Raw genomic sequence first — 23807 nt, forward strand, 5'->3', positions numbered from 1 at the left:
AGAAGACCCCGGTGCCCGCAGATGTGGGCGGGTTGGGCGCGTCCGGGGACAATGGTGTCGTGAGCCAGCCCACCGAGCAGCGTCCGCCCCAGGTCACCCTGGCGTCGGGCATCATCATGTTCGCCTCGATCATGGTGCTGCTCACCTCCTGGGAGCGGGTGACGACGCTCGGCTCGCTCGAGACGCAGGAGGCGATCGCGACCGCGCTGGCGGAGCCGCCGTTCTCGTCGCTCGGCCTCGACGTGCAGTCGGCCTCCGACCTCCTGCGCTGGGTGGTGCTGGTCGCCGCGATGTCGGCGTGCGCCACCGCGATCCTCGGGTGGTACGTCCGCAAGCCCGACCGCTCGGCTCGCCTCGGCCTGTCGATCTTCGCCGTGCCCGTCTTCCTCAGCGGCATGTCCGTCGGGGGACTGGCCGGCTCGTTCGTCGCTGCCGGCACCGTCATGCTCTGGCTCTCGCCCGGTCGTGAGTGGTTCGCCACCGGTCGGTGGACGCCTCCCTCGCCCCGCCCCCAGGCCGACGACGTCGCACCACGTCGTACGCTGCCTCCCGGCGCGCCGCCGCAGCACCGGCCTCCGGGTCAGCTGCCGCCGCCCCCCTCCGGCCCGGCCTACGCCCCGCACGCCTACTCCACCCACGCGTGGCAGCACCACCAGGACCTCCACGCCCGCCCCGCCGCGATGGTGGCTGCGTTCGTGATCACCGTCGTGATGGCCGGCGGCCTGCTGACGATGTCGCTGCTGTGGGTCGCGATCGCCGGCCTGTCGCCCGACTTCCTGCGCAGCGTGCTCGAGCAGCAGCCCGAGCTGTTCGACGAGGGCCTGACGTTCGACCAGGTGCGCGACACCGTGCTCGCCTTCGCCGGCGCGTTCATCGTGTGGTGCGTCGTCGCCCTCGTCCTGGCCGGCTTCGCGATGGCCCGGCGCGACTGGGCGCGGCGCGGGCTCATGGTCATCGCCGCGTTCAGCGCCGTCGGCTGCATGTTCTTCGTGCTCGACAGCCCGCTGGTCGTCTTCCCCGCGATGGCGGCCGTGGCGACGGTCATGTGCCTGCGGCGCGTCGAGGTACGCCGCTGGTTCATGCTCGAGTCGCGCTGAGCCTCGCCCGCCCGGACCAGGTTGTCCGGCATGGTGGAATACCGGCATGAGTGATCCTCAGGAGCCCGGCCCGACGCACACGCCCTACGGCCAGCCGTCCGGACAGCCCGACCCCTACGGCCAGCCCAGCCCCTACGGCCAGCCGCCGAGCGACGCGCCCAGCCCCTACGGCCAGCAGTACGACCAGCAGTACGGCCAGGCCTACGGGCAGTACGGGCAGCCGACCAGTGACCGTCGTCCCGGCACGGTGACCGCGGCCGCCTGGATCACCATCGTGCTGTCCGCGATCGTCGCGGCCGTCTTCGGCTTCGCCACGCTCGCGCTGATCGTCGCGCGCGACCAGGTGATCACCGAGATGGAGCGGGTCCCGGAGTTCCAGGACGCCAACATCGACGCTGACGCCGCGGTGGGCGTCCTGGTCGCGGTGATGCTCGGCTTCCTCGTGTGGTCGCTGATCGCCGTCGTGCTCGCGGTCTTCGTGCTCAAGCGCTCCAACGTCGCCCGCATCCTGCTCGTCATCTCGTGCTCGGTGACGGCCCTACTCTCCCTGCTGAGCATCACCAGCGTGATCTCCGCCGTGTGGCTCATCGCCGCGGTGGCAGTGATCGTGATGCTGTTCGCCGGCGGAGCCAGCGCGTGGTTCAAGCAGCTCCCCGCGCAGCCGGGCGGCTACGGCGGCTACACCCAGCAGTACCCGAGCCCGGGTCAGCAGGGCGCCCCGAACCCGTACGGCGACCCCTACGGCCAGGCGCCGACCGGCCAGCAGTACCCGGCAGCTCCGACCTACCCGTCCAGCGACAACCCCTACGGTCAGCCCGATCCGTCGGCCCAGCAGCCGCCGCCGAGCGAGAACCCCTACGGCCAGCCTCCCGCCCAGGGCGAGGGCGGCTCCGACCACCCGCCGAAGGACTACCCGGGTCGTTAGGCCGCGTCCCTCGACTCCATGGCCTCCTGCGCGCCGCCCTGCGGGCGCCGCGCTTCGTTATCGTCAGTCGAGGGACGCGACCTAGCGGCTGAGGTCCGCCGCGGCGAGACGTCGTACGCCCTCCGCGATGACGTCGGGCTGCTTGCAGAAGGCCCAGCGGACGAGCTGGCGACCGGCCTCGGCGTCGTCGTAGAAGCCCTGCGTCGGGATGGCGACGACCCCGGCGCGCTCGGGCAGGGCGAGGCACAGCTCGCGGCCGTCGGCCCAGCCGAGGTGCGACACGTCGGTGGTCGCGAAGTAGGTGCCCTCCGGCACGCGCGGCTCGAGGCCGGCCGCGGCGAGCCCGTCGCACAGCAGGTCGCGCCGCGCCTGCAGGTCGCGCGCCAGCTCGGTCGGCCAGTCCGGCTCGTGGTCGAGGGCGTGCGCGACCGCCGGCTGCAGCGGTGATCCCGACGTGAAGGTCAGCCACTGCTTGGCGGCCAGCACGGCCCGCACCAGCGGTGCCGGACCGGTGGCCCAGCCGACCTTCCAGCCGGTGAAGGAGTAGGACTTGCCGGCGCTCGACAGCGTCAGCGTCCGCTCCCACATCCCCGGCAGGGTGGCGATCGGGACGTGTGCGCGGTCGTCGAAGACGAGGTGCTCGTAGACCTCGTCGGTCACCACCAGGACGTCGTGCTCGATCGCGAGGTCGGCGACGAGCTGCAGCTCCTCGCGCGTCAGCACGGTGCCCGTCGGGTTGTGCGGCGTGTTGAGCAGGACGAGCTTCGTGCGGTCGGTGATCGCGGCCCGCAGCTCGTCGGGGTCCGGCCTGAAGTCAGGTGCCCGCAGCGTCACCGGGCGACGCCTCGCGCCGCACATGTCGAGCATGGCGACGTACGAGTCGTAGTAGGGCTCCAGCACGACGACCTCGTCGCCCGGGTCGACGAGGCCGAGGAGGGCGGCAGCGACGGCCTCGGTGCACCCGGTGGTGACGACGACCTCGCGGTCCGGGTCGATCTCGAGGCCGTAGTGGCGCTGCTGGTGCCGGGCGATCGCCGCCCGCAGGGCGGGGACGCCGATGCCGGGTGCGTACTGGTTGGCACCCGCCTCCAGCGCCTCCTTGACGGCAGCGACCACCGAGGCCGGGCCGTCGACGTCGGGGAAGCCCTGGCCGAGGTTGAGCGCACCGGTCCGCACCGCCAGCGCCGACATCTCGCTGAAGACGGTCGGCGGGATGTGGGCCAGGCGGGCGGCGAGCGGCTTGCTGGTCGGTTCGGCGGTGGGCACGCCGACACGCTACCCAGCGACGTGGCTAGGGTCGGTCGCGTGACCCACGCTGACGACGCCCTCGCCGCCGACATCGACGCCACCTGCCGCCTCACCGGCGAGTTCACCCTCCGCTCGGGGCAGGTCGCCGACACCTACTTCGACAAGTACCTCTTCGAGGCCCAGCCGGCGCTGCTGGACCGGGTGGCGGCGCAGATGGTCGACCTCCTGGCCGAGGGCACGGAGCTGCTCGGCGGCCTCGAGCTCGGCGGCATCCCGATCGCGACGATGGTCAGCTCGCGCACGGGCCTGCCTGCCCTCTTCGTGCGCAAGAAGGCCAAGGAGTACGGCACCGCCAAGCTCGCCGAGGGCCCCGACGTCGCCGGACGCCGGATCACCATCATCGAGGACGTCATCACCACCGGCGGGGCCGTGCGTGACGCGACCAACGCGCTCCGCGAGCTCGGTGCCGTCGTCGAGGTCGTCGTCTGCGCGATCGACCGCTCGCCCGCCGACGAGAACCCGCTCGCCGACGTCGGGCTCGAGGTCAGGTCCGTCCTCACCCGCGCCCAGCTCGACGCCGCCTCGGCAACCGCCGGTTGAGGAGGTCGCGCAGCGACCGTCACGAAACCCGGGTCTCGTGACGGGACTTCGTCCCTCCTCGACCAACGGGACGGCCCGGTCAGTCCAGGTCGCGGCCGGTGATGTCGCGGTCGGGTCCGCCGTCGTGCTCGCCGATCTCCGCGCCGGGCGCATCCGTGCGGCGGTGGCGCCACCACTCGACGACGATCGGGATGAGGGAGAAGGCGACGATGACGATGACGAGCTTGTCGATGCTCTCGCCGAGCGTGGGGAACGCGTCGCCGAGGAAGTAGCCGAGCAGCGTGATCGACAGGACCCACAGCACGGCCCCGACGAGGCTCCAGAGGAAGAAGCGGGCCCGGTCCATGCGCGTCACGCCGGCCACGACGGTGATGTAGGTCCGGACGAACGGCACGAACCGCCCGATCACGAGAGCCTTGTTGCCGTGCCGGTCGAAGAACGCCGTGGTCTGGTCGAAGTACTTGCGCTTGATGATCCGGCCGTCGCGCTCGTAGAGCGGTGGCCCGATCTTGCGTCCGATCTCGTAGCCGACGACGTTGCCGAGGAAGGCGGCCACGGTGAGGAACGCCATCGCGATGAGCAGCTCGACGAACGGCGGCCCCGGGAAGAGGTCGAGCTGTCCGGTGACGATGAAGAGGCCCAGCGCGAACAGCAGCGTGTCACCGGGGAGGATCGGGAAGAACAGCCCGCACTCCACGAAGACGATCAGCATGCTGATCCAGAAGAGCTCCGTACCGAAGCGGTCGAGCAGGTAGTTCGGGTCCATCCAGTCGATGCCCAGCAGCAGCGGGGTGACTGCGAGACCAGGCAGGCTGGACAGGTCGGGGACGCTCACGCGCGTCACCCTAACCAGCACTGCCTACTGTTCTCGCATGCACGAGGACGCGTACGACGCCGCCCGGGCGCCCTACGACCCCATGCCGCACGGGCGCCCCGAGGTGGGCGTCGGTCCGTGGGAGGGTCCGTGGCCCGAGGGCGAGACGTGGGACCCCGAGCTGCTGCGCGACGGTGACCGGCGCAACGTCGTCGACCGCTACCGCTACTGGACCCTCGACGCGATCGTCGCCGACCTGGACACGAGGCGGCACGGCTTCCACGTCGCGATCGAGAACTGGCAGCACGACTTCAACATCGGCACGATCGTGCGCACCGCCAACGCGTTCCTCGCCGCCGAGGTGCACATCGTCGGCAACCGACGCTGGAACAAGCGCGGCGCGATGGTGACCGACCGCTACCAGCACGTCCGCCACCACGCCGACGCCGCGAGCCTCGCGACGTACCTCCACGGACTGTCGACACCGGTTCGGCTGCTCGGCATCGACAACCTGCCCGGCTCGGAGCACCTCGAGACGATGGAGCTGCCGCGCGACGTCTGCTTCCTCTTCGGCCAGGAGGGCCCGGGGCTCTCCGAGCAGGCGCGCGAGGTGTGCGACGGCACCTTCTCGATCGCGCAGTTCGGCTCGACCCGGTCGATCAACGCCAGCTCGGCGGCCGCGATCGCGATGCACAGCTGGATCAGGGCGTACGCCGACCTCGGCGACGCGGGTGCCTGGCGCGGCTGACCCGGCCCCGATCCACCGATCTCTCGCCCGCTGCGCGCCGGCGTCGATCGCTGGATCGGGGCTCACCCGTGCCGCTGCGGCGCCAGCACCCTCTCGAGGGATGCCAGCCCGCGACTGCTGTGGCTCTTGACCGTGCCCTCGTTGATGCCGAGCTCGGCGGCGGTCTCGCGCACCGACAACCCGAGCCAGTGCCGCAGCACCACGACCTTGCGCTGCTGCTCGGGCAGCTCCTGGAGCGCGGTGATGAGGGCGTCGCGCTCCTCGAGCGGGGTGTCCGCCGCGGCCGCGGGGTCCTGCCCCGCGCCGAGCGCCACGGTGCGCACCCGTCGCTGGCGCCGTCGGTGCGCGTCGATGCTGGTCCGTACGAGCGTGGTGCGGACGTAGCCGTCGGGGTCGCGGTCGGCGCTGAGCCGGGGCCAGGCCAGGTAGAGCTTGGTGAACGCCTCCTGGAGGAGGTCGTCGGCCAGGTGCCAGTCGCCGCACAGCGCGTACGCCACCCGGCGCAGCCGGTCCTGGCTGGCCACCACGTAGTCGCTGAACGCGGCCTCGTGCCGGCGTGCGCGTGCCATCACCGGCGGTCCGACTGCTCGCGCTTCTCCGCCACCTCGCGCTCGAGCTCCTTCCGCTGGCGCTCCCCCTGTGCGTCCGCCGCCCAGTCGATGTTCGCACGGCGCCTGGCCACGATCGCCTCGAGCGACGCGACGTCCCCGAGCTTGCTGAACGAGGATCCGCAGTTCCCGTCCCCGAGGACCGCGAAGTAGGTCACGCCCTCGTGGAGCAGCTCCACGGCGGCGGTGGCGTTGGGCGCGCAGAAGCCCTCGATCGGATCCTCGACCACGCGGACGATCTCCGCGCCTCCCACCGTGTAGAGCTCGCCGTCCCGGTAGCCGACGAGCGGAAGGGAAGCGTCGAGGGTTCCGCGGACCGTCGCGATCGGCAGGGAGTCCATGGGGTCCTGCTCGTCCGCGACGAACTCTCGCAGCGTGCGCCCGGCGGGCGCGTCCCAGCTGACGCTGACGATGCCCTGCCTGCGCACCAGCAGCACGTAGCGTCGCTGGCCGTCGCGGGTCAGGTCGAGCGCCACCGACGTGAAGCCACGGATGGCCGGGTCGACCATGTTCGTCGCCGTGACGCCGCGGCGGACCGTGAGCTCTGCTGTGCGCGGGTTCATCCGCGCCCACTCCTCCGGCTCCCAGTTCTCCATCGAGGCGGTCACGGGGATGTCCAGCGCCGGCGCGGGCGTCGGCGAGGAGACCGCGGGAGCCGGACGATCCGTTGCGCGGTCCTCCTGGCCCGTCGAGAGGGTCGCCACGCCGGTCGCGACCGTGGCGGCGACGACGATCCCGCCGAGCGCCCGTCCGGCGGTGCGGCGACCCGCGGCACGCCGACCATGGTGGAGCCGCTCCTCGAGCGGCGGGTGGGACGGACCACCCGAGGTGGCCTGGTCGAAGCGGTCCTTGAGGTCCATGACGTCTCCCCGTTGCGTGCTGACTGATGCTGTCACGGGTGAGTACGTCGCCGACGTGGATCGGTTGTCATCACGAGGTGGGTCGCGCAGCGGTCCGGGGCGTCCCCACACGGTCCCGGGCCGCTGCGCGAGGCAGGCGTGCTGCCGCAAGGCCAGACCGTATGTCGCGGACAGGGGCACGTTCTTCATCCGTGGGGGTGCAGTTCGCACCCCCACCTCCGCGTCAGCGGCGCTGCGGGGCGAGCACCTGCTCCAGGGCGGCGAGGCCGCGGCTGCTGTGGCTCTTGACCGTGCCCTCGTTGATCCCGAGCTCGGTCGCGGTCTCCCTGACCGAGAGGCCGAGCCAGTGGCGCAGGACGACGACCTTGCGCTGCTGCTCGGGCAGCGCCTGGAGGGCGTCGAAGAGCGCCGACCTCTCCTCGACCGGTGTCGGCCCGTCCGCACCCCGCTCCGGCAGTCGGTCGGTCGGCCGCTCGCGGCGCCACGGCCGGCGGGACTCGTCGATGTTGGCGCGCACCATGATCTGGCGGCAGTAGGCCTCCTCGCCGCCCTCGTGCCGGATCCGCGGCCACGCGACGTAGAGCTTGGTCAGCGCCGTCTGGAGCAGGTCGTCGGCTCGGTGCCAGTCCCCGCACAGGGCGTACGCGATCCGGCGCAGGTGCGTCTGGCGCGCGGCCACGAACTCCGAGAAGGCCGCGTCGCGGTCCGTGCCCCTCATCGCATGCCCGACCCGGACGCGTACTGCTCGCGGGCCCACTCGATGAAGGCGCTCATCGAGTCGAAGGTGCCCCCGGCCGGGACGACGTCGAGCGTGCCGCCGATCACGCGGTAGGCGGCGAACTCGGAGCGGCCATCGACGAGGAGTCGTACGACGCCCGCGGCGGTGGCGTCCATCGAGAAGCTCTCGCCGAGGTCGACGTCGGTGCGTTGCTCGACGACCACGATGCCCGGGCGGGCCGACGAGACGTTCCCGGCCCCGTCGAGCACCAGCCAGGCCTGGTCACTGGTGTCACCGCTCGACGGCGTCACCCCGTTGGCGACGTCGAGGGTGTGCTGGCTCCGCACCGCCTGGGCCAACCAGCCCTCGAAGTCACCCGTCCTCTGCACGTTCGTCGCCGACGCGCCCTGGTTCGGGTAGGCCGTGAGCAGCGCGTACTGCTCCCGGCCGTCCACCATCAGCCGGACGCCGAGGGAGCGGCCCTCGTCCTCGGCGTAGCCCATCGGGTTCGGTACCCGCTCGAGGACCGGGCCTGCGCCCGGCGCCAGCACCAAGCCGGAATAGGTCAGCACTCCCGGGCTGCCCATCGTCTCGAGGGAGTCACGAGCCGCGTCGCGCATCCGCTCGAGCCGCTTGCGTCGTGCCTCCTTCGCCGACATCGTCGGCCGGGCGTCGGCGGTGGGGGACGCACCCTGTGTCGCCACCGGTGCATCGCCGCGCGGCGCGCTTCCCGGGCCGCTCGCCCAGGCGGCGCCGGCGCCGACCACCATCGACGCGACGATCGCGAACGACGCGGCACGCCGGCGTCGTACGGCCGCGCGTCCCGTCGCGACGTAGTGCCCGGGCGGCTGGTCCTGCCCGGTCCCGAACGAGCTGTCCAGCTCGCGCTGCCAGTCGATCTCGGTGCCCATGTCCGGTCCTTCCCCCGCAGTGAGTCTTGCACCGGTCCACACGGAGCGCGTCCCGCGTCGGTTGTCACGTGCTGAGACGGATTTGCGGCGCAGAAGCGACTGGCGGGTAGCCACTAGGGTTGGCAACGCCTTTCCTGATCGCTTCCGAGGAGAACCCCGATGCCCATCGCCACCCCCGAGGTCTACGCGCAGATGCTGGACGCCGCGAAGGAGAAGTCCTTCGCCTACCCGGCCATCAACGTCTCGTCGTCCCAGACCCTCAACGCCGCGCTCAAGGGGTTTGCCGACGCCGGCTCCGACGGCATCATCCAGGTCTCGACCGGCGGCGCGGAGTACCTCTCCGGCCCGTCGATCAAGGACATGGTCACCGGTTCCGTCGCGTTCGCGGCCTACGCCGCCGAGGTCGCGAAGAACTACCCGGTCAACATCGCGCTGCACACCGACCACTGCCCCAAGGACAAGCTCGACGGCTTCGTCCGCCCGCTGCTCGACATCTCCGCCGAGCGCGTCGCGCGGGGCGAGGCGCCGCTCTTCCAGTCGCACATGTGGGACGGCTCGGCCGTGCCGATGGACGAGAACCTCCAGATCGCCGAGGAGCTGCTCGCCAAGTGCGCGGCTGCCCACATCATCCTGGAGATCGAGGTGGGCGTCGTCGGCGGCGAGGAGGACGGTGTCGCCAACGAGATCAACGACCAGCTCTACACGACCCCCGAGGACGCCATCGCCACGATCAAGGCGCTCGGTGCCGGCGAGCGCGGCCGCTACATGACGGCGCTGACCTTCGGCAACGTCCACGGCGTCTACAAGCCGGGCAACGTCAAGCTCCGCCCGGAGATCCTCAAGCTCGCGCAGGAGGCGGCAGCCTCCGAGCTCGGCCTGGGCTCCGACGCGCGTCCCTTCGACCTGGTCTTCCACGGCGGCTCGGGCTCGACCGCGCAGGAGATCAGTGACGCCGTCGACTTCGGCGTCGTGAAGATGAACGTCGACACCGACACCCAGTACGCCTTCACGCGTCCCGTCGCCGGCCACATGCTCGCCAACTACGACGGCGTGCTGAAGGTCGACGGCGAGGTCGGCAACAAGAAGCTCTACGACCCGCGCGCCTGGGGCAAGGCGGCCGAGGCCGGCATGGCCGAGCGCATCGTCGAGGCCTGCGAGAACCTGCGCTCCGCCGGGACCTCGCTCTCCAGCTGATCGACCTTCGAGCGGTGGTCCACCCGTAATTCCCACGCGGACAATGTGGCCGGACCACCGCTCGCTGGCGTGTCCTGGGTGGCGCGCCCCCGACCGTACGACGACTCAGTGCCCGGCGGCCGCTGCGGGCTCGGCGGCCGGGGCCGGGGCGAAGTGCTGCGGGCGCTCGAAGAAGAGCACCGCGACCAGTCCGAGCACCAGGACGAACGGCAGCAGCAGGAGCGCCTGCGACATGGCGTCGGTGAAGGGCCCGGCCACCTGGGCGGGCAGCGACGAGCCGCCGGACGCCTCGGTCGGCGAGAAGGTCAGGCCGTTGGCGGCCAGCCGGGCATCGATCAGCACGGCGATCGCGGCCGAGCCGAGGACGGCGCCGACCTGGCGGGTGGCGTTGTAGACGCCGGAACCGGCGCCGGCGCGCTGGGGCGGGAGGTTGCGGTTGGCGGTCGTGGCGAGCGGTCCCCAGAGGAACGAGCTGCCGAGGCCGACGAGCGCGAAGACCGCGATCAGCTGCCACAGCGGGGTGTCGGGCGCGAGCACCAGGGCAAGCAGGAGCAGCGAGGCGGCCAGACCGGCGAAGCCCGCCAGGGTCAGCACGCGCGGGTGCACCTTGTCGGTGAGTCGGCCCGCGACGGGCGCGGCGAGGATCGAGGTGATCGCCATCGGCGCGAGCAGCAGCCCGGCCTGGGTGGGGGAGTAGCCGCGCACGAGCTGGGCCCACAGCATCAGCGGGAAGCCCATCGCGGTGAAGGCGAAGGACACCGTCGTGATGGCCAGGTTGGACACCGAGAAGTTGCGGTCGCGGAACAGGCTCAGCGGGACCAGCGGCTCCTGGCGGTTGCGCGCCTGCCACAGGACGAAGAGACCCATCACGACCAGGCCCGCGATGATCAGGCTCCAGACGGTGATCGGGCCGGTGATCGTCGACCAGTCGTACTGCTCGCCCTCCTGGATGCCGAAGACCAGCAGGAACATGCCGGCACCGCTCAGCGCCACGCCCAGCCAGTCGAAGCGGTGGTCGTTGGTGTCGAGGCGCGGCACGAGTCGCCAGGCCAGCGCGAAGGCGACGACCCCCACGGGCACGTTGACGAAGAAGATCCACTCCCAGCCGAGGCTGTCGACCAGCACGCCGCCGAGGATCGGGCCGACGAGCGTGGCGACGCCCGCGGTCGCACCCCACAGCGCCATCGCCGAGCCGCGCCGCTCGATCGGGAAGATGCGGGTGATCACCGCCATCGTCTGCGGCGTCATCATCGAGGCGCCGAGGCCCTGCGCGACGCGTGCTGCGATCAGGCCCTCGATCGTCGTGGTCAGCCCGCACGCGAGGGAGGCCAGGGTGAAGACGGTGAGCCCGACGAGGTAGAGGTTCTTCGGGCCGAAGCGGTCACCGAGCCGGCCGGTGATCAGCACGGGCACGGCGTAGGCGAGCAGGTAGGCGCTGGTCACCCAGACGACCTCGTTGACCCCGGCCTGCAGGTCCTCGATGATCGCCGGCGTCGCCACCGTCACGATCGTGGTGTCGACCAGGATCATGAAGAAGCCGATGCACAGCGCCCAGAGGGCGGGCCACGGCTCGGTCGGCGTGGGCGTCTCGGTGGCGGTCTGCTGCGCTGCTGCGGTCACGGATCAAGTGAACACCCGCCGTCCGACATCGATTCCTCCGCCGTGTTCGCTGGTTGAGGTGCGAGCGCAGCGAGCCTCGAAACCAGTCAGGTTTCGAGGCTCGGGCGCAGGCGCCCTCGCACCTCAACCAGCGATGGATCAGCGCGCCGGTGCGTTGCCCGGGATGTCGTCCGGGTCTCCGTAGGCCTCGTCGTGCGTCCCGTGCTCGGCGAGGTCCTTCTGCACGCGCGGGTCGTCCGCGTCGGCGAAGTAGTCGAACGGGATCGTCTCGTCGCTGCCGTTGGAGACCTTCATGGCGTTGAAGATCGCGCTCAGGACGACGGCGATGACGAGGTTGATGACGAACGCCGTCATCGCGATGTAGCCCATCTGGTCCAGCCCCGGGATCAGCCCGAGCGAGCCGCCGAAGTGCTTGCCGGTCACCGGGTTGATCACCTGGTAGGCCTCGACGGTGCCGTAGACCATGCTGACCGCCCAGCCGGCGAGCAGCGCCCAGCGGTGGAACCACCGGGTGAAGAGGCTGAACACGACCGCGGGGAAGGTCTGGAGGATCCAGATCCCGCCGAGCAGCTGGAAGTTGATCGCGTTCTGCTTGTCGAGCGTCAGCACGAAGACCAGCGCGAACGCCTTCACCAGCAGCGACATCAGCTTGGAGACCTTGGCCTCCTGCTTGGGCGTCGCATCGGGCTTGAGCCACTCCTTGTAGATGTTGCGGCTGAACGTGTTGGCCGCCGCGATCGACATGATCGCGGCCGGCACGAGCGCGCCGATGGCGATGGCAGCGAAGGCGACGCCGGCGAACCACGCCGGGAACATGTCCTCGAACAGCTGCGGGATCACCAGCTGCGCGTTGGGCTCGCCGTCGAGGCCGATCGGCGTCGTGCCGGCCGCGATCGCGACCCAGCCGAGCAGGGCCAGCAGGCCGAGCACGAAGGAGTACGCCGGCAGGATCGCGGCGTTGCGCCGGATCGTGTTGCGGCTGCTGGACGACAGCGACGCGGTGATCGAGTGGGGATACATGAACAGCGCCATCGCCGAGCCGAGGGCGAGGGTGGCGTACGCCCATCCGGCACCGACGCCGGGCAGGAACGCGCCGGTCGGCTTGCCGGTGGCCTCGTTGACCGTGGCCATCTTCTCCTGCGCGGAGCCGAAGATGTTGTCCCAGCCGCCTACCTGCCCGGGCAGGTAGATCACCGCGACGATGATGACCAGGTAGATCAGGATGTCCTTCACGAACGCGATCACCGCGGGGGCACGCAGGCCGCTCGAGTAGGTGAAGGCCGCCAGCACGGCGAACGCGATGAAGAGGGGAGCGTCCTTGGCGACGATGTTGTCGCCGCCTCCGACGCCGGCCACCTCGAGCACCGCCTGGATGCCGACGAGCTGGAGCGCGATGTAGGGCATCGTCGCCACGAAGCCGGTCACCGCAACGGCCAGCGAGAGGCCCCGGCTGTCGTAGCGTCCGCGGACGAAGTCGGCCGTCGTCACGTAGCCGTGGCGGTGGCTGACCGACCACAGCCGGGCCATGAAGATGAAGATGATCGGGTAGAGCACGATCGTGTAGGGGACGGCGAAGAAGCCGGCCACCGCGCCGGTCGCGAACATCGCCGCCGGCACCGCGACGAACGTGTACGCCGTGTAGAGGTCGCCGCCGAGCAGGAACCACGTGATCCAGGTGCCGAACTTGCGGCCGCCCAGGCCCCACTCGTCGAGGGACTCGAGCGAGTCCGCCCGCTGGAAGCGCGAGGCCATGAATCCGGCCACGGACACCAGCAGGAACAGCGCGATCAGCACGCCCAGGGCGACTCCGTTGATGCCACCGTCGGCAGCCATCACGGTCAGGTGCGGCGTCATCGTTCCTCACCCGCCTCGTGCGTGGTCTTCCCGCGCGCCGAGAGGGTCAGCTTGTAGGCCGTCCAGGTCAGCGCCGAGCAGATGAAGACCCAGAGGAACTGGTACCAGAAGAAGAACGGGAAGCCGAAGAGCTCCGGGTCGGCCTTGGCATAGCTCGGCACCCAGAGGAGCGCGACGATCGGGATCGCGAGCAGGACGGCGGCGATGGCCATCTTGCCCTTGTCGGTCGGGGGTGGGCCCTGGTCAGGGCGCGACGGGGTAGGGCTCGAACTCATGTGGTCCAGACCACCACGCGGTGACGACGGTCACGCTCATCCGCGCGGTGCTTGCGCGACGAGCGGTCGGTCTGGCGCGACGAACGGTCAGCCCAGCAGCTCGTCCGCCGCGGCCGCGCTGGAGTCGCGCAGGAAGGTGGAGCAGCGCTCCCACTCCTCGGTCTCGCCGATCGCGCGCGCCGCCAGGGCGAGGAGCGCGAGGGAGCGCAGGAAGCCGCGGTTGGGCTCGTGCTCCCACGGCACGGGACCGTGGCCCTTCCACCCGTTGCGGCGCAGCATGTCGAGCGAGCGGTGGTAGCCGACGCGGGAGTAGGCGTAGACCGTCACGTCATCCGCCCCGGCGTCCTGGGCCTGCTGCGCCAGCGCCGCCCACGCGGCCGGCGACGCCGGGTGACGGCGTACGACCGCTGCCGGGGCGTCGCCACCGGCGAGCTCGGCGTCCGCCGGGTCCGCGGGCAGGTGGGTGGGGGGAGGGCCGGCCATCAGGTCGCCACCGAAGGTGCTCATGCCCCCCAGCCTAGGTGCGTACGCCGTCCGGGAGACTGCCGCCATGGGCGAGACCTTCACGACCGAGATCCAGGCGCGCTACCGCGACATCAACCTCGCCGGCCACGTCGACAACGTCGAGGCCGTGCGGGTGCTCGACGAGGCGCGCTACGAGTTCCTGCGGTTCGCCCGGCTGCCCGGCCTCCCCGAGGGCGCGACCGGTCTGCTGCACGGTGTCGACGCCGGGGTGTCCGAGCTCGTCGCCTCGCAGACCATCGAGTACCACGCCGAGATGCGGTTCGTGCCCTACCAGCCGTTCGTCGCCGTGCTCTGGCTCTCGCGGGTGGGACGCTCGTCGTTCACCGTGTCCGCCGAGCTGCGGGTCGAGGCGGGCGGTGGCCCGGCCGCGGTCTGGGAGTGCGTCAACGTGCTGTGGGACCACCACGCCCAGTCGGCGTGGACCATCAGCGAGTCCGTGCGCGCCGACCTCGAGCGCTACCTCGGCGAGCCGGTGGCCTTCCGGCGCTGACTCGGGAAGGCAGCTCGCGGGTCGGCAGGGTCCGCCCACGCTCGCGCCGCACCGACCACGCGGCGAGCTGCCTGCGTTGGTCAGGCGCCGAGAAGCCGACGCACCTTCTCCGGCCCGAGCGCCAGCACCAGCGTGGGCAGGCGCGGGCCGCGGTCGGCGCTGACGAGGAGGTGGTAGAGCAGCCGGAAGAAGTCCTTCTGGTCGGCCTTCACCTGGTCGGTCGGGGCGTCCTCGAAGCCGAGGCCGCGGGCGACCTTGGGCACGCCGTAGACGACGGAGGTCACCGCGTCGAGGTCGGGCTCCGTCGGCAGCCGGTCGAGGAAGATCCGCAGCCACAGCTCCTCGTCCTCCGACAGCGCGGCCAGACGGTCGGCGTCGGGCGTGTCCCGCACTGTCGTACGCTCCGCCGCCGGCACGTGCTCGGCCGTCCACTGCATCGCCTTCGACAGGCGCGGCTCGAGGTCGGCGGTCGAGCCGTGCGGGTAGCCCGAGGACTCGACGATGCGGGAGATGTGCTCGGCAGAGCCGGCGGTCACGTCGGCGACCGACGACAGCAGCCGGAACGGGACGGCCACCTCGGGCGAGGGCAGGGGGCCGGCCGAGGTCTCGGCGGCGCGGTGCCAGGCCAGCGTGGCGACGTCGGACTTCTCCGGGTCGGCGGCCTTGCGGCCCAGCGCGTCCCACTCGTCGTAGAGGCGTACGACGGTCGGTCCGAAGTCGATGTCGAAGGCCTGCGTCGGCGCCCGGCGGACGTAGAGCCAGCGCAGCATCGGCGACTCGAGGATGCGCAGGGCGTCGGTCGCGGTGGGCACGCCGCCGGCCGACGACGACATCTTCTGCACGCCCGCGAAGCCGACGAAGGCGTAGATGACCCGGGCGGGAGCGCGCCAGTCGAAGATCGACGGCGCGATCTCGGTGCCGACCGTGTAGGACGAGCCGGGCGTCATGTGGTCGCGGCCGGCCGGCTCGAAGTTCACCGACTCGTAGGCCCACCGCATCGGCCAGTCGACCTTCCAGACGAGCTTGCCGTCGGTGTCGGTCGACAGGTCGGTGGTGCCCTCGAAGCCGCAGGACGAGCAGGTGTAGCTCAGCGTCGTGGTGTCGTCGTCGTACGCCGTCGTGGTGACGGTGTCGCGCCCGCACTGGCGGCAGTAGGGGCGGTAGGGGAAGCGGGTGATCGCGTCGCCTCCGGAGGGGGCGTCGTCGTCCTCGTTGGCGACGGAGTCGGCCAGGTCGGCGGCCTCCTGCTCCGAGGCGTCCTCGGCGGGGGCGACCTTCTTGGTGCGGTGCTTCGCGAGGACGGCCTCGATGTCGTCGCGGCGCGAGACGGCGAGCAGGACCTGCTCGCGGTAGGCGCCGGAGGTGTACATCTCCGTCTGCGAGACCTCCTCCATCTCGACGCCGAGCTCGCGCAGCGACTCCTGGAGCGGGGCCTTGAAGTGGTCGGCCCAGGAGCCGTGGCACTCCCACGGGTCGGGCACGGCGGTCAGCGGGCGCCCGATGTGCTCGGCCCACGACGCGGGCACGCCCGCGGGCACCTTGCGGAAGCGGTCGAAGTCGTCCCACGAGTGCAGGTGGCGCACCGGCACCCCGCGGCGGCGCAGCTCCTCGGCGACGAAGTGCGGGGTGATGAACTCGCGCAGGTTGCCGAGGTGGATCGGCCCGCTCGGGGAGGCGCCGGAGGCGACGGTGACCAGGTTGCCCTCGCCCGCGTGGCGTACGGCGTCGTCCGCCGCGCGCGTCACCCAGTCGACCGGGTCGCCCTTGCTCTTCTGTCCACCTCGTGCCATGCGGGCAAGGCTATCGGTGGCAGTCGGGCGCGATCCCCGGGGCCGTGAGCCGGCGTCGGAGCGAGGAGGGGCGCCGGAGCCGTCCCCCGCGGCGGCTCCGACGCCGTGCTCCGTCGGAGCGAGCAAGCCGCACACCCCCGCGTCGGCTCGCGCCGCAAGTATGGAGTGGCCGGTCGCTGCCACGCGGATCAATAGTGCCGCTGGCACTAAACTGCCACGCATGGCTGGTGACCCCTCCTCGGTGCTCGCCGCGCTCGGCCTCGACCGGACCGCCGAGAACCTCTACTTCCGGCTGGCGCCCCTGTCGGGCCACACGGTGGTGGGAGTGGCGCAGCTGGTGCAGACCGAGCCGGACCGACTGCTCCGGGACGTCCGGCCCATCGTGGAGCGTGGCCTGGTCGTCGTCGCCGACGAGCGCATCATCGTGCCTCCGCTGGCCGAGGCGGTCTCGGAGCTGGTCCTGCGCGAGGCGCGGATCGCCGCGACGTCCGCGACCAGGCTGGCCGAGCTCTCCTCGGCGGTGCCCCACCTGGTCGCGGCCGCCACCCGTCCGGACCGGGAGGACCTCGCCGAGGTGCGGCCCCTGGACGGCGAGCTCAGCTCGGGGGGCAACCCGATCGACCTGCTGCAGCTGATGGTGCGCACCAGCCGCGGCGACATGCTGTGGCTGCGTCCCGACGCATGGGCGATGCCGCGGGAGTCGCGCATCGCCGAGCTGCTCGCCGAGGCCATGGCGACGGGACGTCGCTCGCGCGCCATCTATCCGGTGCGTGCGGTCACGGAGGCGCCCGAGGCGCTGCGCACGCGGGCACGGCTCGGGGAGCAGGTGCGCGTCATCTCCGAGGTCCCGACGCGGATGTTCGTCCTCGGCGACTCCCATGCGGTGCTGCCCGAGCCGCTGGGCTTCGCCGACGAGCCACGGGTGCACATCCGCCAGCGATCGGTCGTGGCCGCCCTGACGCTGTGGTTCGAGGCGCTGTGGCTCCGCGCGTCGCCGCTGCCCGAGCTCGAGGGCGGCGCCGGACACCTCGACTCCCGACGCTTCCTGCTGGAGCAGCTGATGGCCGGCGCCACCGACGAGGTCATCGCGCGCAAGCTGGGCATCGGCCTGCGGACGGTGCGACGCAGGATCGCCGAGCTCATGGTCGAGCTGGGTGTCGACACTCGCTTCCAGGCTGGAGTGGAGGCGGTCCGCCGCGGGTGGCTATGACGGCAGGATCATGGAGTACGCCGCCGGCTCGAGGCGCCAGCTGCGGCTGCGCTCGGGCCCGTCGATCTCTCCGTCGGCCGACATCCAGAACTCGTCGCCGCTCACCTTGACGGACTTCCCGCGGAGCATCAGCACGTCGTCGCGGTCGTCCTGGTCACCGTTGCGCAGCTTGGCGACGTAGCCGAGCTTCGCCATCGGTCCCACCGCCCGGCTGATCATCACGTCGAGCTGGCCGTCCTCGGTGTCGGCCTCGGGGTTGAGCTCGGTGCCACCGCCGACGTTGCTGCCGTTGCCGATCGCGACCATGAGCACCGGGCGGTCGACGTCGTTGACGACCCTGCCGTCGACCTCGACGCGCATCCGCCAGCTGGGCGGGTGGAATGCCGAGAGGAGGGCGCCGATCGGGTAGCCGAGCTTGCCGAGGTTGACCTTGCCGACACCCACGGCGCCGAGCCGGCCCTTCCACCTGGCTCCCTTGCGACTGGCCTGCGCGCCGACGCCGACGTGGACGTTGTTGACCACGACAGTGCCGGTCTCGTCGATGATCAGGTCGACCTTGCGCGGCTCGCCGTCGAGCACCAGCCGCGCGGCGTCCTCGATGTCGAGCGGGATGTCGTTGCCGCGGGCGAAGTCGTTGCCGGTGCCCATCGGCAGGAGGCCGAGCGTCGAGCCGGCCAGCTCGTGGCGCTTGTGCAGCGCGGTCACGACCGCGTGGATGCTGCCGTCACCGCCGGCGACGACGACCGTACGGCCGCCGGCGCGGTGCAGCACACCGTCGAGCTCGCCGGGGTTGGAGGTCTTGGCCACCTCGACCGACGCCCCGGACCGGAGGATCTCGAGGGCGGTGGCGAGAGTCTCCTCGTCGGACGTGCCGGCGTCGGCATTGGTGATGACGAGGAGCGAGCGCACGATCGGACAGTAGTCCACCCACGGTGGGGGTGCGGTAGCGTGGCGTCGCAAGAGCTCCGGTGCCTTGTGCCGGGGCTGTTTCGTTTTCTGTCGAATGACACAGGAGGGCTGAGATGCCCGCAATCGTCGTGCTCGGCGCCCAGTGGGGCGACGAGGGCAAGGGCAAGGCCACCGACCTGCTCGCCACCACCGACCCCATCGACTTCGTCGTACGCACCAGTGGCGGGCACAACGCCGGCCACACCATCGTCGTCAACGGCGAGAAGTACGCCACCCACCTGCTCCCCAGCGGCATCCTGACCCCCGGCGCCACCTCGGTGATCGCCAACGGCGTCGTGGTCTCGCCGGAGGCGCTCTTCCGCGAGCTCGACGGCCTCATCGCCCGCGGCGTCGAGGTGGCCGACCTCAAGGTGAGCGCCAACGCGCACGTGATCGCCAGCTATCACGCCACCATCGACAAGGTCACCGAGCGCTTCCTCGGCAAGAACCAGATCGGCACCACGGGTCGCGGCATCGGCCCGGCCTACGCCGACAAGATCAACCGCGTCGGCGTACGCATCGCGGACCTCTTCGACGAGAAGATCCTGCGCGAGAAGATCGACGCGGCGCTCGACGTGCGCAACCACCTGCTCACCAAGGTCTACAACCGCCGGGCGATCGAGGTGGACGCCGTCGTCGAGGAGCTGCTGGCCTACGCCGACCGGCTCCAGCCGATGGTGTGCGACACCTCGCTGCTGCTCAACCAGGCGCTCGACGCCGGCCAGACGGTGCTCTTCGAGGGCGCCCAGGCCACGATGCTCGACGTCGACCACGGCACCTACCCGTTCGTCACGTCGTCCAACCCGGTGGCCGGTGGCGTCTGCGTGGGTGCCGGGATCGGCCCGACGCGCATCGACCGGGTGATCGGCGTGATCAAGGCCTACACGACCCGCGTCGGCTCGGGCCCGTTCCCCACCGAGCTGTTCGACGAGGACGGCGTCCAGCTCCAGCAGCTCGGCGGCGAGATCGGCGTCTCGACCGGCCGGACGCGCCGCTGCGGCTGGTACGACTCCGTGGTCGCCCGCTTCGCCAGCCGGGTCAACGGCCTGACCGAGTTCTTCCTCACCAAGCTCGACATCCTCGGTGCCTGGGAGCAGATCCCGGTGTGCGTCGCCTACGAGATCGACGGGGTCCGCGTCGACGAGATGCCGATGACGCAGACCGAGTTCCACCACGCCAAGCCGGTCTACGAGTACTTCGACGGCTGGATGAGCGACATCTCCGGCTGCCGGTCCTTCGACGACCTCCCGAAGAACGCGCAGGTCTACGTGCAGGCGCTCGAGGAGATCTCCGGCGCCAAGATCTGGGGCGTCGGTGTCGGGCCGGGCCGCGAGCAGACCGTGGTGGTCCACGAGGACTGACGGTGCCGTGACCAGGTCGGTGGGCGACCACCTCCTCCGGGTCGCGGGGGCGCACCGCACCCAGGCGCTCAACGCGCAGCTCGCCGGCCTGTTGGCGCTGGTCGCCGGCATCCTCAACTCCGTCGGCTTCGTGGCCGTGTCGGTCTACACCTCGCACATGACCGGCATCACCGCGAGCCTCGCCGACCACCTGGTGCTCGGCGGAGCGGGTGCGGTCGGCACGGCCGGCTGCGCCCTGGCGTCGTTCGTGCTCGGCTCGATGGCCTGCGCCTGGGTCTTCAACTGGGGACGCCGTCGTGACCTGCGCGGCAGGTACGCCCTGGTGCTGGTGGTCGAAGCGGTGCTGATCCTCTGCTTCGGCCTGCTCGCCGACGTGTCGAGGTGGTCCCACGACGAGCTGCTCTTCGTCGGCGTCCTCTGCTTCACCATGGGCCTGCAGAACGCCGTGATCACCAAGATCTCCGGTGCCCAGATCCGCACCACCCACGTCACCGGGATGATCACCGACATCGGCATCGAGCTGGGCAAGCTCACCTATGTGCCGCGCACGCCGGGGCTGGCGCCGGTCCAGGCCGACCGGGCCAAGCTCGGCCTGCTCGTGACGCTGGTGTCGCTCTTCTTCGTCGGCGGAGTCCTGGGCGCCGCGGGCTACCTGCGGTTCGGGTTCGTCACGTTGGTGCCGGCGGCCCTGGTGCTGCTGGTGGCCTCGGCAGCCCCGGTGCTGGCTGACCTGCGGCACGCCCGGCGCCGATAGGCTCGCCTCCCGTGAAGACCCTCGTCATCGGCACCGGCGGCCGGGAGCACGCGCTCGCCCTGGCCCTCTCGCTCGACCCGGCCGTGCACGAGGTGCACGCGGCCCCCGGCAACCCCGGGATCGGCGAGGTCGCCACCCTCCACGACGTGGACTCCATGGACGGCGCGGCGGTCGCCGCCCTCGCGACGGCGCTCGCCGCCGACCTCGTGGTCGTCGGGCCGGAAGCACCCCTCGTGGCGGGCATCGCCGACGCCGTACGCGACGCCGGGATCGCCTGCTTCGGGCCGTCGCTGGCCGCCGCCCGGCTCGAGGGGTCGAAGGCCTTCGCCAAGGAGGTGATGGCCACCGCCGGCGTGCCGACCGCCGGCTCCCGCACCTGCGCCACCGCTGACGAGGTCGCCGCGGCGCTCGACGCGTTCGGCGCACCCCACGTCGTCAAGGACGACGCCCTCGCCGCCGGCAAGGGCGTGGTGGTGACCAACGACCGCGACGAGGCCCTTGCTCACGCGGCCGGGTGCGAGCGGGTCGTCGTCGAGGAGTTCCTCGACGGTCCCGAGTTCTCCCTGTTCGTGGTCTGCGACGGCACGATCGGCCGACCGCTCCTGCCGGCCCAGGACTTCAAGCGGATCTTCGACGGCGGCCGCGGTCCCAACACCGGTGGCATGGGGTCCTACGCGCCGCTGGACTGGCTGCCGGGCGACATGGTGCAGGCCGTGATGGCCAAGGTCGTCGACCCGACGCTCGCCGAGATGCGACGCCTCGACGCTCCCTTCGTCGGCTGCCTCTACGTCGGCCTCGCGCTGACGTCGGCCGGCCCGAAGGTCATCGAGTTCAACGTCCGCTTCGGTGACCCCGACATCCAGCCGGTGCTCGCCCTGCTGGAGTCGCCGCTCGGCGCGCTGCTCGCCGCGGCAGCGGTCGGCAACCTGGCCGACGTACCGGAGCCGGAGTTCGCCGACGGAGCAGCGGTGTCCGTGGTGATGGCCAGCGCCGGCTATCCCGAGGGCTCGTCGGCGGGCGACGTCATCGTCGGCACCGAGACGCTCGCGGTCGAGACCGACGTGGACGTGATCCACGCCGGTACGGCACGCACCGACGCCGGACTGGTGACGGCGGGCGGGCGCGTGCTCGCGGTCCGTGCGACCGGGTCCGACGTCGCCGACGCCCGCGCGAAGGCGTACGAGGGCATCTCGTCGATCAGCTTCCCGGGCGCCCAGTGGCGCCGCGACATCGCCGCCGAGCCGCTCGGCGTCGTCGAGGGAGCGGCGTCGCGTGGCTGACGCCTTCACCTTGGGCACGGACCTGGTGATGCGCGAGGTGCTGCACGGCGCGCTGTGGGCCCACTGGCTCGAGCGGGTCGTCGCGGACGACGGGCCCCACGGTGTCCTTGCGACCTTCCAGCCCAGCGGCACGCCTCTGTCCTTCCCTCCCCACCCGACCCCGCACCCGTGGGGCCACCTCGACGCCTGGCAGGGCACGTCGGTGCTCAAGCTCCGCCGTGCCGGCGACTGGTATGCCGTGTGGAAGTTCTTCGACGCCGACGGCGCCCACCTGTCGTGGTACGTCAACTTCGAGACGCCCTACGTCCGGCAGCCCGACGGCATCGACGTCAACGACCTCCAGCTCGACATCGTGATCCCGCCCGGTGAGCCGTGGCGCTGGAAGGACGTGCAGGACCTCGCGCCCTCGCTGGCCGCCGGTCGGATCTCGCAGGACGAGCTGCTCGCCGTGCTGGATGCCGGCTCCGAGGTCGCCGATCTGCTCGACCGTGACGATCGCTGGTGGGCGCCGTGGGACGACTGGTCACCGACGGTGGGAGAATGAGGGCCGTGAGCGTCCCCAACGTCCTGGCCACCCGCTACGCCGGCGCCGACCTCGCCGAGATCTGGTCGCCCGAGCACAAGATCGTCCTCGAGCGCCAGCTCTGGGTCGCGGTCCTGAAGGCCCAGCGCGACCTCGGCATCGACGTGCCCGACGGCGTCGTCGAGGCCTACGAGTCGGTGATCGAGAAGGTCGACCTCGACTCGATCGCTCGGCGTGAGCGCGTCACCCGCCACGACGTGAAGGCGCGCATCGAGGAGTTCTCGGCCCTGGCGGGGCACGAACACATCCACAAGGGCATGACCTCGCGCGACCTGACCGAGAACGTCGAGCAGCTCCAGGTACGCCGTTCGCTCGAGGTCGTGCGCGACCGCGCCGTCGCCGCCCTGGTCCGGCTCGGCCGGCTGGCCGCCGAGCACGAGGCCACCGTGATGGCGGGCCGCTCGCACAACGTGGCCGCCCAGGCGACCACGCTCGGCAAGCGCTTCGCGACCGTCGCCGACGAGATGCTGACCGGCGTCCAGCGGATCGAGGAGCTGCTCGCGCGCTACCCGCTGCGCGGGATCAAGGGTCCGATGGGCACGTCGCAGGACATGCTCGACCTGCTCGACGGCGACGCCGCGAAGCTCGACGACCTCGAGCAGCGCGTGGCGACGCACCTCGGCTTCGAGCAGACGCTCACGAGCGTCGGCCAGGTCTATCCCCGCTCGCTCGACTTCGACGTCGTGTCGGCGCTGGTGCAGCTGGTCAGCGGCCCGTCCAACCTCGCCACCACGGTGCGGCTGATGGCCGGCCACGAGCTGGTGACCGAGGGCTTCAAGGAGGGCCAGGTCGGATCGTCGGCCATGCCCCACAAGATGAACACCCGCTCCTGCGAGCGGGTCAACGGCCTCGCCGTCATCCTCCGCGGCCACCTCTCGATGGTGAGCGAGCTCGCCGGTGACCAGTGGAACGAGGGCGACGTGTCCTGCTCCGTCGTCCGCCGGGTCGCCCTGCCCGACGCCTTCTTCGCGACCGACGGGCTCTTCCAGACCTTCCTCACCGTGCTCGACGAGTTCGGTGCCTTCCCGGCGGTCATCCAGCGCGAGCTCGACCGCTACCTGCCGTTCCTGACCACCACCAAGGTGCTGATGGCTGCGGTCCGCAACGGCGTCGGCCGCGAGGCCGCGCACGAGGCGATCAAGGAGGCCGCCGTCGGCACGGCCCTGGCGATGCGGGGCGGCCGGGCCGACAACGACGTGTTCGCCAAGCTCGCCGCCGATGCCCGCCTCGGCCTCACCCGAGACCAGATCGAGGCGCTCGTCGCCGACCCCATCGAGTTCACCGGCGCGGCCGTCGCCCAGACCCGTGCGGTCGTCGCCCGGGTCGAGGCGCTCGCGGCCCGCCACCCCGACGCGGCGGCGTACGTCCCCGGCGCGATCCTCTGACCGGGGGTT

At 71.4% G+C, this 23807-nt stretch carries 24 protein-coding genes; 12 read left to right on the forward strand and 12 right to left on the reverse strand.

The genetic code is table 11. The features are described 5' to 3' along the window. The first annotated feature begins 59 nt into the window (after positions 1-59). Complete coding sequence (locus JI751_RS05165) at positions 60-1097, forward strand: hypothetical protein (protein ID WP_201934164.1); 1038 nt, start codon at positions 60-62, stop codon at positions 1095-1097. A gap of 46 nt (positions 1098-1143) precedes the next feature. Then, positions 1144-2022 (forward strand): MFS transporter, encoded by an 879-nt coding sequence (locus JI751_RS05170; protein WP_201934167.1) that lies wholly within the window; start codon positions 1144-1146, stop codon positions 2020-2022. An 81-nt stretch (positions 2023-2103) separates the two neighbouring features. Here the strand turns inward: JI751_RS05170 and JI751_RS05175 are convergent, their stop codons facing one another. Further along, on the reverse strand, positions 2104-3288 hold the full coding sequence (locus JI751_RS05175) for a pyridoxal phosphate-dependent aminotransferase (protein WP_201934170.1): 1185 nt from the start codon (positions 3286-3288) through the stop codon (positions 2104-2106). Between the two features lie 39 nt (positions 3289-3327). Between JI751_RS05175 and pyrE the strand changes: the two genes are divergently transcribed. Beyond that, positions 3328-3870 carry an orotate phosphoribosyltransferase gene (gene pyrE, locus JI751_RS05180; RefSeq protein WP_201934171.1) on the forward strand — a complete coding sequence of 181 codons (543 nt, stop codon included), beginning with the start codon at positions 3328-3330 and terminating at the stop codon, positions 3868-3870. 79 nt (positions 3871-3949) lie between these two features. Here the strand turns inward: pyrE and JI751_RS05185 are convergent, their stop codons facing one another. After that, positions 3950-4705 (reverse strand): DedA family protein, encoded by a 756-nt coding sequence (locus JI751_RS05185; protein WP_307813849.1) that lies wholly within the window; start codon positions 4703-4705, stop codon positions 3950-3952. A gap of 37 nt (positions 4706-4742) precedes the next feature. Between JI751_RS05185 and JI751_RS05190 the strand changes: the two genes are divergently transcribed. Then, positions 4743-5432 carry a TrmH family RNA methyltransferase gene (locus JI751_RS05190; RefSeq protein WP_201934172.1) on the forward strand — a complete coding sequence of 230 codons (690 nt, stop codon included), beginning with the start codon at positions 4743-4745 and terminating at the stop codon, positions 5430-5432. Positions 5433-5494: 62 nt separating this feature from the next. Here JI751_RS05190 and JI751_RS05195 read toward each other — a convergent pair whose 3' ends face one another. The 4 genes from JI751_RS05195 to JI751_RS05210 form a co-directional block, all read right to left on the reverse strand. Next, on the reverse strand, positions 5495-6001 hold the full coding sequence (locus JI751_RS05195; RefSeq protein ID WP_201934173.1) for a SigE family RNA polymerase sigma factor: 507 nt from the start codon (positions 5999-6001) through the stop codon (positions 5495-5497). Then, positions 6001-6900, reverse strand: coding sequence for a hypothetical protein (locus JI751_RS05200; protein WP_201934174.1), 900 nt, complete (start codon positions 6898-6900; stop codon positions 6001-6003). The genes JI751_RS05195 and JI751_RS05200 overlap by 1 nt, the downstream gene beginning before the upstream one ends. 223 nt (positions 6901-7123) lie before the next feature. Continuing rightward, a complete protein-coding gene (locus tag JI751_RS05205; RefSeq protein ID WP_201934175.1) occupies positions 7124-7618 on the reverse strand; it encodes a SigE family RNA polymerase sigma factor in 495 nt (164 codons plus the stop codon). Next, on the reverse strand, positions 7615-8529 hold the full coding sequence (locus JI751_RS05210; RefSeq protein ID WP_201934177.1) for a hypothetical protein: 915 nt from the start codon (positions 8527-8529) through the stop codon (positions 7615-7617). The genes JI751_RS05205 and JI751_RS05210 overlap by 4 nt, the downstream gene beginning before the upstream one ends. A gap of 159 nt (positions 8530-8688) precedes the next feature. On the opposite strand from JI751_RS05210, the gene fbaA reads away from it, so the two are divergent. After that, a complete protein-coding gene (gene fbaA / locus JI751_RS05215) occupies positions 8689-9723 on the forward strand; it encodes a class II fructose-bisphosphate aldolase (protein WP_201934180.1) in 1035 nt (344 codons plus the stop codon). A 105-nt stretch (positions 9724-9828) separates the two neighbouring features. Here the strand turns inward: fbaA and JI751_RS05220 are convergent, their stop codons facing one another. The 4 genes from JI751_RS05220 to JI751_RS05235 all read right to left on the reverse strand — a co-directional run bounded on the left by JI751_RS05220 (position 9829) and on the right by JI751_RS05235 (position 13979). Then, positions 9829-11343: a DHA2 family efflux MFS transporter permease subunit gene (locus JI751_RS05220; protein ID WP_201934188.1), complete on the reverse strand. Its 1515-nt coding sequence runs from the start codon at positions 11341-11343 to the stop codon at positions 9829-9831. Between the two features lie 138 nt (positions 11344-11481). Then, on the reverse strand, positions 11482-13197 hold the full coding sequence (gene mctP, locus JI751_RS05225; RefSeq protein ID WP_236665548.1) for a monocarboxylate uptake permease MctP: 1716 nt from the start codon (positions 13195-13197) through the stop codon (positions 11482-11484). Beyond that, entirely contained in the window at positions 13194-13472 is a 279-nt protein-coding gene (locus JI751_RS05230; RefSeq protein WP_201934189.1) for a DUF3311 domain-containing protein, read from the reverse strand. Before JI751_RS05230 ends, mctP begins: the two co-directional genes overlap by 4 nt. An 87-nt stretch (positions 13473-13559) precedes the next feature. Further along, positions 13560-13979 (reverse strand): DUF3151 domain-containing protein, encoded by a 420-nt coding sequence (locus JI751_RS05235; protein WP_201934190.1) that lies wholly within the window; start codon positions 13977-13979, stop codon positions 13560-13562. A gap of 43 nt (positions 13980-14022) precedes the next feature. Between JI751_RS05235 and JI751_RS05240 the strand changes: the two genes are divergently transcribed. After that, the gene (locus JI751_RS05240) at positions 14023-14487 is read left to right on the forward strand and encodes an acyl-CoA thioesterase (RefSeq protein ID WP_201934191.1); all 465 of its coding nucleotides are present in this window, start codon (positions 14023-14025) and stop codon (positions 14485-14487) included. Positions 14488-14567: 80 nt separating this feature from the next. On the opposite strand, the gene lysS is transcribed toward JI751_RS05240, so the two are convergent. Next, positions 14568-16277 (reverse strand): lysine--tRNA ligase, encoded by a 1710-nt coding sequence (gene lysS / locus JI751_RS05245; protein ID WP_201934192.1) that lies wholly within the window; start codon positions 16275-16277, stop codon positions 14568-14570. A gap of 220 nt (positions 16278-16497) precedes the next feature. Here lysS and JI751_RS05250 point away from each other — a divergent pair, with 220 nt between their 5' ends. Continuing rightward, the gene (locus tag JI751_RS05250) at positions 16498-17487 is read left to right on the forward strand and encodes a helix-turn-helix transcriptional regulator (protein WP_201934195.1); all 990 of its coding nucleotides are present in this window, start codon (positions 16498-16500) and stop codon (positions 17485-17487) included. On the opposite strand, the gene JI751_RS05255 is transcribed toward JI751_RS05250, so the two are convergent. Next, complete coding sequence (locus tag JI751_RS05255; RefSeq protein WP_201934198.1) at positions 17482-18396, reverse strand: diacylglycerol/lipid kinase family protein; 915 nt, start codon at positions 18394-18396, stop codon at positions 17482-17484. The genes JI751_RS05250 and JI751_RS05255 overlap by 6 nt on opposite strands. Positions 18397-18509: 113 nt before the next feature. Between JI751_RS05255 and JI751_RS05260 the strand changes: the two genes are divergently transcribed. From JI751_RS05260 to purB, 5 genes are read left to right on the forward strand one after another with little or no spacing between them, the layout of a single operon-like run. Further along, positions 18510-19796 (forward strand): adenylosuccinate synthase, encoded by a 1287-nt coding sequence (locus JI751_RS05260; RefSeq protein ID WP_201934200.1) that lies wholly within the window; start codon positions 18510-18512, stop codon positions 19794-19796. Positions 19797-19803: 7 nt separating this feature from the next. Beyond that, a complete protein-coding gene (locus JI751_RS05265; RefSeq protein ID WP_201934203.1) occupies positions 19804-20550 on the forward strand; it encodes a YoaK family protein in 747 nt (248 codons plus the stop codon). A gap of 11 nt (positions 20551-20561) precedes the next feature. Then, a complete protein-coding gene (gene purD / locus JI751_RS05270) occupies positions 20562-21830 on the forward strand; it encodes a phosphoribosylamine--glycine ligase (protein ID WP_201934204.1) in 1269 nt (422 codons plus the stop codon). Continuing rightward, positions 21823-22374 carry a ribonuclease FAU-1 family protein gene (locus tag JI751_RS05275; RefSeq protein ID WP_201934207.1) on the forward strand — a complete coding sequence of 184 codons (552 nt, stop codon included), beginning with the start codon at positions 21823-21825 and terminating at the stop codon, positions 22372-22374. The genes purD and JI751_RS05275 overlap by 8 nt, the downstream gene beginning before the upstream one ends. Further along, on the forward strand, positions 22371-23798 hold the full coding sequence (gene purB / locus JI751_RS05280) for an adenylosuccinate lyase (protein WP_201934209.1): 1428 nt from the start codon (positions 22371-22373) through the stop codon (positions 23796-23798). The genes JI751_RS05275 and purB overlap by 4 nt, the downstream gene beginning before the upstream one ends. The last annotated feature ends 9 nt before the right edge of the window (positions 23799-23807 follow it).

This window comes from Nocardioides baculatus (assembly GCF_016735675.1).
Taxonomy (GTDB): Bacteria; Actinomycetota; Actinomycetes; order Propionibacteriales; family Nocardioidaceae; genus Nocardioides; species Nocardioides baculatus.

Coding starts and splice junctions, on each gene's coding strand:
- mctP (WP_236665548.1), bottom strand. CDS start 13,197: ATGACGCCGCACCTGACCGTGATGGCTGCCGACGGTGGCATCAACGGA.
- JI751_RS05170 (WP_201934167.1), top strand. CDS start 1,144: ATGAGTGATCCTCAGGAGCCCGGCCCGACGCACACGCCCTACGGCCAG.
- JI751_RS05200 (WP_201934174.1), bottom strand. CDS start 6,900: ATGGACCTCAAGGACCGCTTCGACCAGGCCACCTCGGGTGGTCCGTCC.
- JI751_RS05230 (WP_201934189.1), bottom strand. CDS start 13,472: ATGAGTTCGAGCCCTACCCCGTCGCGCCCTGACCAGGGCCCACCCCCG.
- JI751_RS05190 (WP_201934172.1), top strand. CDS start 4,743: ATGCACGAGGACGCGTACGACGCCGCCCGGGCGCCCTACGACCCCATG.
- fbaA (WP_201934180.1), top strand. CDS start 8,689: ATGCCCATCGCCACCCCCGAGGTCTACGCGCAGATGCTGGACGCCGCG.
- JI751_RS05260 (WP_201934200.1), top strand. CDS start 18,510: ATGCCCGCAATCGTCGTGCTCGGCGCCCAGTGGGGCGACGAGGGCAAG.
- JI751_RS05240 (WP_201934191.1), top strand. CDS start 14,023: ATGGGCGAGACCTTCACGACCGAGATCCAGGCGCGCTACCGCGACATC.
- JI751_RS05205 (WP_201934175.1), bottom strand. CDS start 7,618: ATGAGGGGCACGGACCGCGACGCGGCCTTCTCGGAGTTCGTGGCCGCG.
- JI751_RS05250 (WP_201934195.1), top strand. CDS start 16,498: ATGGCTGGTGACCCCTCCTCGGTGCTCGCCGCGCTCGGCCTCGACCGG.
- JI751_RS05210 (WP_201934177.1), bottom strand. CDS start 8,529: ATGGGCACCGAGATCGACTGGCAGCGCGAGCTGGACAGCTCGTTCGGG.
- JI751_RS05195 (WP_201934173.1), bottom strand. CDS start 6,001: ATGGCACGCGCACGCCGGCACGAGGCCGCGTTCAGCGACTACGTGGTG.
- JI751_RS05235 (WP_201934190.1), bottom strand. CDS start 13,979: ATGAGCACCTTCGGTGGCGACCTGATGGCCGGCCCTCCCCCCACCCAC.
- lysS (WP_201934192.1), bottom strand. CDS start 16,277: ATGGCACGAGGTGGACAGAAGAGCAAGGGCGACCCGGTCGACTGGGTG.
- purB (WP_201934209.1), top strand. CDS start 22,371: ATGAGGGCCGTGAGCGTCCCCAACGTCCTGGCCACCCGCTACGCCGGC.